The organism is Leptolyngbya sp. FACHB-711 (assembly GCF_014695615.1).
GTDB lineage: Bacteria > Cyanobacteriota > Cyanobacteriia > Elainellales > Elainellaceae > Leptolyngbya_A.
Genome location: NZ_JACJOR010000484.1, coordinates 1 through 11,818, shown reverse-complemented (window position 1 = coordinate 11,818; position 11,818 = coordinate 1). Strand labels below are relative to the sequence as shown.

At 51.1% G+C, this 11,818-nt stretch carries 13 protein-coding genes; 7 read left to right on the top strand and 6 right to left on the bottom strand.

Going from position 1 to position 11,818, the window contains the following annotated elements; genetic code table 11:
• From H6F80_RS22715 to H6F80_RS22695, 5 genes are all read left to right on the top strand, one after another.
• Positions 1–189 (top strand): hypothetical protein (locus H6F80_RS22715; RefSeq protein WP_242067519.1); only part of this gene is annotated, 189 nt, incomplete at its 5' end.
• 490 nt (positions 190–679) lie between these two features.
• Positions 680–1,057 (top strand): hypothetical protein, encoded by a 378-nt coding sequence (locus H6F80_RS22710; RefSeq protein ID WP_190793804.1) that lies wholly within the window; start codon positions 680–682, stop codon positions 1,055–1,057.
• A 407-nt stretch (positions 1,058–1,464) separates the two neighbouring features.
• Positions 1,465–2,607: an N-acetylglucosamine-6-phosphate deacetylase gene (gene nagA / locus H6F80_RS22705; RefSeq protein ID WP_190793803.1), complete on the top strand. Its 1,143-nt coding sequence runs from the start codon at positions 1,465–1,467 to the stop codon at positions 2,605–2,607.
• A 10-nt stretch (positions 2,608–2,617) separates the two neighbouring features.
• The gene (locus H6F80_RS22700; protein ID WP_190793802.1) at positions 2,618–3,499 is read left to right on the top strand and encodes a tRNA (5-methylaminomethyl-2-thiouridine)(34)-methyltransferase MnmD; all 882 of its coding nucleotides are present in this window, start codon (positions 2,618–2,620) and stop codon (positions 3,497–3,499) included.
• A gap of 18 nt (positions 3,500–3,517) precedes the next feature.
• On the top strand, positions 3,518–4,459 hold the full coding sequence (locus H6F80_RS22695) for an alpha/beta hydrolase (RefSeq protein ID WP_190793801.1): 942 nt from the start codon (positions 3,518–3,520) through the stop codon (positions 4,457–4,459).
• Here H6F80_RS22695 and mtnC read toward each other — a convergent pair.
• The 5 genes from mtnC to H6F80_RS30475 all read right to left on the bottom strand — a co-directional run bounded on the left by mtnC (position 4,456) and on the right by H6F80_RS30475 (position 9,259).
• Positions 4,456–5,223, bottom strand: coding sequence for an acireductone synthase (gene mtnC / locus H6F80_RS22690; protein ID WP_190793800.1), 768 nt, complete (start codon positions 5,221–5,223; stop codon positions 4,456–4,458). The genes H6F80_RS22695 and mtnC overlap by 4 nt on opposite strands.
• A 121-nt stretch (positions 5,224–5,344) precedes the next feature.
• Complete coding sequence (locus H6F80_RS22685; RefSeq protein ID WP_190793799.1) at positions 5,345–5,899, bottom strand: 1,2-dihydroxy-3-keto-5-methylthiopentene dioxygenase; 555 nt, start codon at positions 5,897–5,899, stop codon at positions 5,345–5,347.
• A gap of 36 nt (positions 5,900–5,935) precedes the next feature.
• Positions 5,936–6,553 carry a methylthioribulose 1-phosphate dehydratase gene (gene mtnB / locus H6F80_RS22680; protein WP_190793798.1) on the bottom strand — a complete coding sequence of 206 codons (618 nt, stop codon included), beginning with the start codon at positions 6,551–6,553 and terminating at the stop codon, positions 5,936–5,938.
• A 185-nt stretch (positions 6,554–6,738) separates the two neighbouring features.
• Positions 6,739–6,927: a S8 family serine peptidase gene (locus tag H6F80_RS30480; protein ID WP_199296760.1), complete on the bottom strand. Its 189-nt coding sequence runs from the start codon at positions 6,925–6,927 to the stop codon at positions 6,739–6,741.
• Positions 6,928–7,318: 391 nt separating this feature from the next.
• Positions 7,319–9,259, bottom strand: coding sequence for an ABC transporter ATP-binding protein (locus H6F80_RS30475; RefSeq protein ID WP_190793797.1), 1,941 nt, complete (start codon positions 9,257–9,259; stop codon positions 7,319–7,321).
• 279 nt (positions 9,260–9,538) lie between these two features.
• On the opposite strand from H6F80_RS30475, the gene H6F80_RS22665 reads away from it, so the two are divergent.
• Positions 9,539–9,820, top strand: coding sequence for a YiaA/YiaB family inner membrane protein (locus tag H6F80_RS22665; RefSeq protein ID WP_190793796.1), 282 nt, complete (start codon positions 9,539–9,541; stop codon positions 9,818–9,820).
• A gap of 445 nt (positions 9,821–10,265) precedes the next feature.
• On the top strand, positions 10,266–10,457 hold the full coding sequence (locus H6F80_RS22660) for a hypothetical protein (RefSeq protein ID WP_190793795.1): 192 nt from the start codon (positions 10,266–10,268) through the stop codon (positions 10,455–10,457).
• A 54-nt stretch (positions 10,458–10,511) separates the two neighbouring features.
• Here the strand turns inward: H6F80_RS22660 and H6F80_RS22655 are convergent.
• Positions 10,512–11,818: glycoside hydrolase family 57 protein (locus H6F80_RS22655; RefSeq protein WP_190793794.1), on the bottom strand; the 1,307-nt coding region annotated here is incomplete at its 5' end.

Below are 11,818 nucleotides of genomic sequence, written 5' to 3'. Positions count from 1 at the left end.
GCACTGCAACACGCGATCGAGGATGGTGTAAATCACATGTGGTCGGTTTCTGCGCTTCAGCTTCATCCCCGGAGTGTGATTGTGTGCGATGAAGACGCGACGCTGGAATTGAAAGTGAAGACGGTAAAATACTTCAAAGAGCTGGAGCAAGACAGCCCGACGCTGGAAGGCAGAGAAACGCATGGGTGAAAAGGTTTGAGGAATGTTCGAGGTGCAACATTGCCTCTGAATCCCTCAACTCTGGAGGTTCTGAACGCGATAGATTCCTAACACATCCTCCAAGTCTAGATTACAAACTTCTTCAGGCTAACAAAGTAGAAAATTGGGGGGCAGGGGTTTTACCCTGAGCGAGGGCGAAGCCTCCACACCCCCCCGTCCCTTGCGTGAGTAAAAAGGCTGTAAGAGCGCAAAGCAGCCCAACTTGTTAATCATTTCACTAATGGATGTTAGGTGTCAGCGGACGAAAGCCAGCTTTATGTTGGAATGAAACAGCAATCTAGGGTAATACTCCACTGCACCACCAAGCGCATCGTTGCGAAACGGTATTCTGCTTCTATTTGTGTTGGGGTAGGGCAGTCGCCAGCCAGGGAGTAATTTCTCTGTTTTTCACAGGGATTGCTTTTGTTTCAAAATCCTTTTTCTATCAATCATCCAACCTATCCCTTCTACGGTGAATATTATGTCAAGGGCAAAATCGATTGCTCAAAAGCTTGCTGCATTGGTGACCCTGTTGCCTTTTAGTGCTGGAATTGCCTTGAGTCCCATTCACGAGGATCAAGCAGTGGCTCAGCCAACTCAGGGGGCTTTAGGGCAATGTATTTTAGATCTACGAGAAGCTAACATCTATGGTTCTAACGCAGCCGATCGCTGTATTAATCAACTGCAAAATCTGCCGCCTACGCAATCACTAGGGCAATGTATTTTAGATCTACGGCAAGCTAACATCTATGGTTCTAACGCAGCCGATCGCTGCGAACGCTTGCTTACTGCTCAGCAACGCAATGGAGGTCAAAGTTCTGTTAGCCGCCCAAGTTCAAGTTCGCGTCGAACAGTGTGAATAAACAACAATACAGGAGGCAACATCATTGAGCTTTATCTTTCTCCTGCAAGCAGTGATGATTGGGGAGCTAATCGACTAAATGGCACTTTTAATTCCGGCTATTTTATCAACTTCACTTTGGGCAGTTCTGAGTGCATTTATGACATTAAGGCAGACTTCGATGACGGTAGCTATGTCCAGGATCAGTTTGATTTCTGTCGCAGTAATACCTATAACCTGAACTAAGTTTCGTGAAGTAATCAGTTCTTTGCCTAAAACCTGATTTCACCCCTGATACAGCCTTTTTCTAGCCTTTTTCTAGCCTAATGAAGTATAAGAAATGGGGGCAGGGGTGAAACTCACAGCAAGGGAAGCAGACCCCCACGCCTCTATTTTACTAGAGCGAAAAAGGCTGTATTAGTGGAATGCTGGCTTTAACGAACGCAACGATCTTCACCTCAAAAGATGTTTTTGACGATCGCGCACTGCTGATCGATCGCGATCGAATTGTGGATCTGGTTCCGGCGGATGCGCTGCCCGAAGTAGATGCGGTGATTGATCTGCATGGACAAATTGTTGCCCCTGGGTTTATTGATTTGCAGCTTAATGGCTGTGGCGGGGTGATGTTTAACGATGCAATTACCGCCGAAACGCTGGACATCATGCACCAGACGAATCTCAAAAGCGGTACGACCAGCTTTTTGCCTACGCTGATCACTACCTCTGATGAAGAGATTAAAGCGGCGATCGATCTAATCAAAACCTATCGCAAAACGCACTTCGCCTCAGTGCTGGGGCTGCATCTGGAAGGACCATTTCTGAACCCGAAACGGAAGGGAATTCACGATGGAAATTACATTCGTGCTGCCGATCGCATAATGCTAGACATCATCGCAGCTGCCGGAAAAGAAGTCGTGTGTCTGGTTACGCTTGCACCGGAACTGGCAGCGGTAGAAGAAATAAAACTCCTGACCGATCGCGGCATTGTGGTTTCGGCAGGACATACGGATGCGACCTACGAAGAGGCGATCGATCGATTTGAGGCCGGGGTGAACATGACCACCCATTTATTTAATGCAATGTCGCCCTGGCAGGGACGTAAACCGGGCATGGTGGGAGCCGTGTTCGATCACCCAGAGGTGTATGCAGGCATTATTGCAGACGGTCATCATGTGCATTTTGCCTCGATCGCCCTTGCCCATCGGCTGAAGCAGAACAAGCTGATTCTTGTCACCGACGCGACGCCGCCCGTTGGCACAGACATGACCTCGTTTATCATCGGCGGCAACGAAGTGTTTTACCGGGACGGCAAATGTGTCTCGGCAGATGGAACCCTGGGCGGCTCAGCCCTGACGATGATCGAAGCGATCGCCAACTGTGTGCAGCACGTCCGAATTCCCCTTGCAGAAGCTCTCAGAATGGCATCAACCTATCCGGCTCAACTGCTCGGACTGCATCACAAACTCGGTGACATTGCTCCCGGATACGTGGCAAATTTGGCAATTTTTGATCGCGAGTTTCAGATGGGTGGTGTGGTCGATCGCGGCTGGTTTTACGGATTGCGATAGCATGGGTTTCATGGCGCCTTCCTGGATTCCGCAAGCCACCGACGACGGCTCTTTCACCTTCTTCTCGGAAACCTTTGGTGAAACGTTTCACAGTACGCAGGGCGCAAGGGCAGAGGCGTTTGTCAAATTTGTAAAAGCGACCCATCTGGCAGAAAAAGCGACTCGCGATCGGCTCAACTTGCTCGATGTCTGCTACGGTTTGGGCTACAACACAGCAGCCGCTTTGGAAACAATCTGGACGGTGAATCCAGCTTGTCAGGTGCAGGTGTATGGGCTGGAGTGGGATGCGACTGTTCCTGCGGGAGCAATCGAGCCGCCGCTAATTCAGTCCTGGTCGCCTGCGGTGCAGACCGTTCTAAAATCCCTGGCAGAACAGCACGTTTGTCAGACCGATCGACTGCAAGCCACGCTGCTAATTGGCGATGCCCGGCAGACGATCGATCCGGTGATTCAATCCGGCTTTGCTGCCGATGCCATCTTCTTTGACCCCTTTTCGCCCCGTCGTTGTCCCCAGCTCTGGACAGTGGATTTTTTTCAACGAATCGTGCGCTGTCTTGCCCTCGACGGAACGCTGGCAACCTACTCGCGCTCTGCCTGTGTTCGATCGGCTATGGTTGAAGCCGGACTGACGATCGGCACAATTCCCATGAACGACGAACTGCATCCCACCCACGAATGGTCACAAGGGACAATCGGCGCGTGGACAACAGCAGGTCTGCATCCCCTGACACGAATGGAGCAGGAGCACCTCTGCACCCGCGCTGCCATTCCCTACCGCGATCCGAATTTGACCGACTCAGCAGAGGCAATTCTGAGCCGCCATCAGCAGGAGCAGAAAATCTGTAGGCGAGAATCTACGTCAAGCTGGCGCAGACGATGGAAGATTACCTGAAATTACAGGAGAAGCGTCATGGTTCCTGACTTTTTGTCTGTCTCAGCGAATGAAATTCAAGACCCACGGGCGATCGCCCTCCTTCATCAGATTCAGCGGCAGACCGTTCAGGTTGCTTTTCCTCAGGGCATCACCGCAATCGATACTGCTTTTGTTCACGCACGTATTTCTGAATTGCGATCGGGCATTCATTCACCACTCTTATTTCTGAATGGCTTCGACAGTTCCCTGTTAGAATTTCGGCGAATCTTGCCGTTTTTACCTGCTCAAGATATCTGGGCGATCGATTTATATGGCTCTGGATTTACGGCGTACTCTGCTCAAGTTCCCGTGAATCCTCAAACGATCCGTCTGCATCTTCAGCGTACGATTGCTGATTGGATTCATGAACCTGTGATTTTAATTGGCGCATCTTTGGGTGGAGCAGTTGCCCTTGATTTCGCGCTGCATTATCCAGAGTGGGTGAAGGCGATCGTTTTAATGGATAGCGTGGGATTTTCTGGGAGTTTTCCGATCGGTCAATTTCTGCCTGTCCCGCTCATTGAATTGGGAACCACATGGCTGCACTTTCGCAAACAGGCTGCGCTGACGGCTGCGACTTTATTGTCGGCAGGAGTTCTGCCCATTTTTCCGGCGCTCGATCCCGGATTAGCAGATGATTTGCGCTGTTTACTGCTGCATCAGGAAATGCCGGACTGGGCAGCCGCAATCCGCTCTTTTACCCTGAGTGGTGGGTATAGCAATCTCGCTGAGCAAATTTCTCAAATCCAGCAGCCGACGCTGATTTTGTGGGGAACCGCAGACGATATTCTCGGTATCGCCGATGCAGAAAAATTCAGGCGAGCAATTCCCGGCAGTCAGCTCGAATGGATTCAAAAAGCAGGTCATGCCCCTCATTTGGATCAGCCGCAGCAGGTCAGCGATCGGATTCTAGATTTTTGTCGGTTGCAGACTCGCTAAATCTCATCAAACGATCGCACGACTCCAAAACCCTCAGAATCCGAGGAAGAATTGCCCGGACGCAGCGAAAACAACCCCTGCATTCCCGCCAATCGCGCTGCTGTCAGTTCTGCGACCACATCAGAAACAAATAAAATTTCGGCAGGTGGAACTTCGATCGTTGCTGCAATCTTGTGATAGCTCTCCGGTTCGCGCTTCATGCCGATCTGCGTATCAAAATAGCCGCTCAAAAACTGCGTCAGATCGCCTGCTTCCGAGTAGCGAAACAAAAGCTGCTGCGCCTGTACGCTTCCCGACGAGAAAATATACAGCCGCTTGCCTGCTGCTATCCACCGCTCAAACGCGGGTTTGACATCGGGGAAGATCTGCGATCGCAGTGTTCCATCCTGATAGCCCTGATTCCAAATTTTGCCCTGCAACGATTTGAGTCCGGTTGATTTGCGATCGATCGCGATCAGGAAATGAATGTAGGGCACTGCCGCCGCAGGCGCGTTTCCCTCCCAAGCAGGCAAGTTTTCTGCACGATTATCCCTTTGGGGAACTGCATCTCTTTGAAAAGCTGCCAAGCAATCGGCTTCATACTCCTGCCGCAGCCGCTTCAGATCCGCCTGAACCGCTTCCTCCTGCCCGTGCTTCTGTAAAAACGCTTCAACCTGTTCTTCTGCATAGGGAAACAGCACCCCAAATACATAATCGACGGGGGTCGTCGTGCCCTCAATATCCAGGAGAATCACGCGGACTGCCTGAGAAATGCGATCGATCATACCAACCCCGAAAAGAGCTTAACAAACCAAAGTCCCCCCTCGCTCTTTTAGAGCGGCAAGTCAAAGGTTGGGGGATTTAGGGGGCGATGGAGAACACCCCTGAGACTGTTCAAACCACCGCTTAAACCGCTGCCATCGCAGGCGCACTAAAACAAAGCGGCGCAAACCCCTGCTCTTTACCGCTCTCGGTATAGTGAGGCGTCCAGCCTACGGAGTCTTGGAATAGCCGAATTGCGCGAATTCGCCGATCGCCACAGAGATCAAACCAGTGCAGCGTTCCCTGGGGCACAACGAGCAGATCGCCTGGTTCTACCTGAATGCTGACCACTGGGCCCGATTGGGGATTGATGTGGAACAGTCCGTGTCCCTCGATCGTGAAGCGTACTTCGTCTTCGGCGTGAGCATGTTCGCGGCTAAACTTTGCCAGCATGGCTTCCAGATTGGGCATGTCGGGCTTAATGTCGATCACATCTGCGGTGACGTAGCCGCCCTGCTGCTTTAACACCTCAATTTCTGAAGCGTAGGCGGCGAGAATTTCTTCGCTGGTTGCCGCTTCGCTCAGCGGGTGGCTCGGCTGCCACCGGGCAAAGCCAATGCCGATCGCCTTCAAATATGCCTCAATTTCGCCAGCGTCTTTAATTTGCCGATTTTCCTCTGGAATGGTGAGAACTGCCATTGTTTCGTCCCTTAACGCAAGTCACAGTATTCCAGCTTAGCGAAGTGTGAGCTTACGATAGGTCAACTCAAACAAAAATTCGAGAATCTCAAGATGCCGCCGGGCGTGAAACAGGGTATCGCCCCAGGTGTATAGCCCGTGCCCGACCACCAGAAAACCGTAAGAACGCGCCGTATCCGACAAAAACGGACGCACCGACTGACTCAGGATTTTCATGTCCTGCGAATTGGGCACAACGGGAATTGTTATCGTCTCTTCGTGGCTCTGGATGCCTTCTAAGCCCTTTAGCATTTCGTAACCAGAGAGCATGATTTTGCCGCGATCGGCATAGTATTCCGACAGCAGCGTATTAAAGACTGAATGGGTATGCAGCACGGCTCCTGCTCCTGTTTCTTTGACGACCGTAAGGTGCAGCAGCGTCTCCGCAGAGGTGCGCCCTTTCCCCTGCACTACGGTGCCCTCACCATCGACTTCGATTAAATCTTCTGGCTGCACCAGCCCCTTATCTATCCCACTCGGAGCCATCAAGAGCGTGAGCGGGGTGCGGCTGATCACTGCACTAAAATTACCCCCCGTGCCCTGTGCCCACCCCTGAGAGTGGATGTCTTGAATCACCCAGCTTAGCGTATCCCGCAGGTCTAACGAGTGCAGCATAGCGTATGACATTGTTAACCCAAACATTGTTAACCCAGTAGTCCAACCTAACGAGTCCAACCTAACAATTCACGAATTTCAGTCTGTAAATAAGCCCCATCGTCGATTAACAGTATCGTAATCGGGGATCAAGCGCAATGAGATAATTGAGCCGGATGCCAATTGGATTGGTGTTTCTGGGGAATTTAGCCAGGCAGCATATTCCCAGCAGTTTGGGTGAGAGTTGCTTTGATTTGAGCCGGAGCCAGGATCGGGTTTGCGCTGAGCATCAGAGTCGCAATGCCAGCCACAAAGGGAGCCGCAAAAAACGTACCGCCGCTGAAGCTGATAAGATTGCTGCTGAATAGAGGAATAGGTCGAGAAGAGGTCTTCACCAGGAGCCGTTATATAGTCGAAGTCGATCGCCTGGTTGCCCACCGGATTTGAAAAGTCTGCTGTCCAGTTCTAAGGGCTGGGGGACAGTGGGAGAATTGTCTACCGAAGTGACCTGATAGCGAAGCTGATACCGACCTAGCCGGGACGATCGCTCAAGACGCGCAGCTTATACAATTCGCAAATGAAGCTGACTGTGCGGCTAGCTTGAACGGCTTGAGTTCTTAAAACGATCGGGGCTTGAAGCTCAAAGTGTTTCTGCTGAAGTAGGTTTTGATGCTACGGACGGCAGTAGATTCTCAACGATCCCTGAGTTTGGAAGCAGTATGGACTGAGTTCAGTGAATGACCTGCGCTTCCTGGCTCGCTTGTTCCGGTTGCCGCATTGCCGCTTTTAGCTCACTGCAAATCCTCGCCGGGTCTGCCGATCGCGGATCGTGTCCAAATTGCCTAAGGGAATTGCCGCAATCAGGTGCTTGGTATATTCCGTTTGTGGACGGCGATAAATCGAATCGGCAGTGTCAATTTCTTCGATCCTGCCCCGGTTCATCACCATAATGCGATCGCTCATAAACTTAACCACGCTCAAATCGTGCGAAATGAAAATATAAGTGAGCTTAAATTCTTCCTGAAGTTCTTTCAGCAAATTCAGCACCTGCGCCTGCACCGACACATCCAGCGCAGAAACCGATTCGTCGCAAATAATAAATTTCGGGTTCAGTGCCAGGGCACGGGCAATGCAAACTCGCTGCCGCTGACCGCCGGAAAACTCGTGGGGATAGCGATTGCTAAATTCTGGATTGAGTCCCACCCGATCGAGCAGGTAAGACATTCGCTCCAGCCGATCGCGCCGGCTCTTGCCGACCTTGTGAATCATCAGCGGTTCCATGATTGCTTCGCCGATCGTAATGCGCGGGTCGAGCGAACTAAACGGATCTTGAAAGATAATCTGCATTTCGCGTCGAAGCTGCCGCAGCTTGCCACCGTTGGCGCGAGTAATGTCTTTGTTTTCAAAAACAATTTGTCCTGCCGTTGGCTTGACCAGGTGCAGCAGCGTTCGCGCCAGGGTCGTTTTGCCGCAGCCGGACTCGCCCACCAGACCCAGCGTTTCCCCCGGATACACCTGAAATGAAACGCCGTTGACTGCCATCGCCAGTCGCTGTGCCCGTCCAAAAATACCGTGAATCGGATAGCCCACCTGCAAATTCTGCACCGACAAGATGGGGGACTGCTGCTGAAGGGCGATCACCCGCTGATGGTCTTCTTCCGGGCTGATTGCCGCATTCGATCGCAATGCCTGATCCACACTCAGTGACTTCTCGCGAATGATCATTTCCCCACTGGGACTGGTGCTCACTTCCATAAAGTCGGTGATGGTCGGCAAAACTCGCAGGTGGCGCGTGGGCTGGGGACGGCAGGCAAGCAGTCCTTTCGTATAGGGATGCTGCGGATTCGAGAAAATATCCCACACCGCACCCGACTCCACAATCTTGCCCTGATACATCACCGCGACCTGATCGGCAATATCGGCAATTAAGCCCAGATCGTGCGTGATAAACATGATCGACATTCCCCGTCGATCGCGCAGTTCCCGCAGCAGATCCAGAATTCGCGCCTGCACGGTGACATCTAGCGCAGTGGTTGGCTCGTCGGCGATCAGCAGTGCCGGATTACAGGAAATCGCCATCGCAATCATGACCCGCTGAATCTGTCCGCCCGAAAGCTGATGGGGGTAGCGTTCCAGCATGGCGTACTTTTGCTCGTTGACCAGACTGGTAATTTCTCGATCGCCCAAACTGCCCTTCACACTGTCTCTCGAACTACTGCCCAGATGCTCTTTTTGCCAGGAGTCAATCGCCTGCTGCTGAAGTTCTTCATCAGAAGGCACGAGCTTCACTTCCTGCAATAAGCCGATCGCCCGTCGTCGCGCTTCTGAAGGGGAAATATTTGGTTCATGCTGCCGAATTGCCTCGACCAATTGAAAGCCACAGGTGTAGACCGGATTGAGCGAACTGAGCGGCTCCTGAAAAATCATCGATACCCGACCGCCGCGATAGTGCTGCATCTGCTCTGACGTGAGCGATCGAAGGTTCACAGGCTCCGCTTCAGGGTTGGGCTGAAACCAGACTTCGCCCTCAGGAATCCGCCCCGGCGAGGGAATTAGCCCCATGACTGCCAGCGAAGTCACTGACTTTCCAGAACCAGACTCGCCTACAATTCCCAGGGTTTGCCCGCGTTTGACCTGAAATGAGATGCCGTCTACGGCTTTAGTAATGCGATTAGAGGTCTGAAACTGAACGTGCAGGTTACGAACATCAAGAACAGTGTCATTCATGGCGGCAGGCAAACAGTGAGCAGAAAAAAGTGGGCAGTGAGCAGCAAAGTAACGTGGGCAAAAAAGCGAGCAATGGAATGAAGCGGATTAGCAGGATCTTAGCAACTTAGCAGCATCATATCGAGATTAAGGACGAAGCGAAGCAGTTCCCCACCTCTGGCATCACCCAACAGGCAATGTCACACCCAAAAGGCAATGTCGCAACTGTCACATTCTTGAAATTAGGCAAAAAATCCAATCGATAAGATGAAAGTCACCTCGCTTCTACACCTCACTCGTATGAAAGAACTTCGAACCGCTCAATCTCATAGCCAAGCCTGGATTATCCAAACCTGGCTTTCGTTTGCGATCTCAACTTCTGCTACGGCGATCGGCATTCTTTATTTGCCTGTGGATGGCTGGGTGAAGGGCTATCTCGGCATGGGCATGGCGTTCACGCTCGGTTCCACGATCAGCCTCACTAAGACCGTGCGGGATGAGCATGAGTCGAAAAGACTGCTGGCAAAAGTCGATGAAGCAAGAGTCGAAAAACTGCTGGCTGAGCATCATCCACTGCGCTAAACAACCGAATTTTTGGGGAAAACCAGAACATTTTGAGCGAACAGGGTGGGTATCTCCCACCTTTTTTAATCCTTTTCAAAGGACAAAACTATAAAAGTCTTTTCGCTCTTGTAATACTTTTTTTGCGATCGATAAATCTGCTCAAACAGCAAACTAATCTGAACGAATTACAGCAAGACGCAATTTAGTAGGGGAGTTTCTGAAAGCAACTTTGCCATTTCCTAGTTGATTGCCGCTGATTAAATTGCAATGATCGAGTTAGCTAATTGTTATCCAACTTTTCGATCGCTTCTCCTTTGAAATCAACCAATTGCGCGCTTTCTAGCCTGCCTGGAGCGAATCTGGAAATTCTTATTGATCCCTTGTATAAGAACAGAAATCAATCAGTGTCTTGTCGAATAGAATTGAGTGCAATTGAACTAATTTTAAGAAGGAGTTATTACCCGTGGAAGCGATATTACTCTCAGTTCTGGCAATCTTTGGAATTGTTTTTTGGCAAGATACGGCTCCTAAGAAAAAAGATGAAAAACCAAAGACCCCAGAACAAAAACTTCTGGAGGCACTGGCTGAATACGAACAAAAGAAAGACGGCGGCAAAAAAACCACCAAAATTGTGGTTGAGATTAACGATCGCTAGCTGATGCGCGGGTAGGAGGATTGATCAGGTCTGTTCGAGGATTAGCCAGGAGGATTAGCCCAGCGGTCGATAAACCCGATAGTTCACCTCTGGAAAGATATTGTCGATCGCTTCAACCTTTTCTAACCAGCCCGAATCAATTTTGCCCTGGTTTAGGTCTTCCCACAGTTTGTTAAATCTTTGGAGGTGCGATCGGGTGCGGCGGACAGCGTAGGGAACCATTGTTCCGGTTCGCATAATAAATGCCCAATCCGAAGATTGCGCCAGCAGCAGTTCTCTTGCCGCCTGGTTTAGGGCACGCCATTCGAGTTCGTCGCTCGGTTCGCGGTGCGATAGATCGATCATGCGCTCGGCAGCTTTGTGCAGATGGGGATAGATCCAGGCGTTGGTTTCATTCAGCCAATACTCGTGGAAACCACGAAAACCCCAGCTCGACTGCGACGGACGACAAACCTGCTGCGACGGATGACGTTTCAGATAGTCCGCCAAGTGAATCATTTCGTAGGCTTTCTGGTCGTACCAGGTTTTGCGGAACAGGTAGTCGAGAAACCACGGACCTTCGTACCACCAGTGACCAAAAAGCTCTGCGTCATAGGGCGAGACGATAATCGGCGGACGCTGCATAATGCCGTAGAGGTGTTCGACCTGCTGTTCGCGGTTATACATAAAGTTGCCCGCGTGTTCGGCGGCTTTTTCCCGTGCCCAGTAGGGGTCGTAGAGGGATTTGTCGCTCAGTCCCAGTCCGCGTCCGGTGATTTTGTGATATTTAATCCCTGTGTTTTTGCGCTGCCCGTTGGGCATGATGTAGGGCTTGATGTACTCGTAGTCCGCATCCCAGCCTAGATCGCGGTAAAACTCGCGATATTCCGGCGCACCTGGATAACCCACCTCTGAAGACCAAACCTGCTGCGATGATTCGTGATCGCGCCCAAAGACTGCCACACCGGTTTCAGTGAAAATGGGCGCATAGGTTCCAAAGCGGGGACGGGGACGGGCGTAGAGAATGCCGTGACCATCAGTGAGAAAGTAGCGCAGTCCGGCATCGGCGATCATGCGCTCTAATCCGTCGTAATAAGCACACTCCGGTAGCCAGATGCCATTTGGCGATCGTCCAAAATGCTGTTCATAATGTTCACAGGCAACTTGAATCTGTGCCCAGACTGCCTGCGGGTACATTTTCATTAAGGGAAAGTAGCCATGGGTCGCCCCACAGGTAATAATCTCCAGATTGTTACTGTCTAGAAATTGCTTAAATCCGGCGACTAAATCATGGTTATAACGCTCCCATGTTTCGCGTACCTTGTTAAACTCAGTGGCATAGAATTCAGCCAGATATCGGAGATGTCCATTTTGGGCGTAAT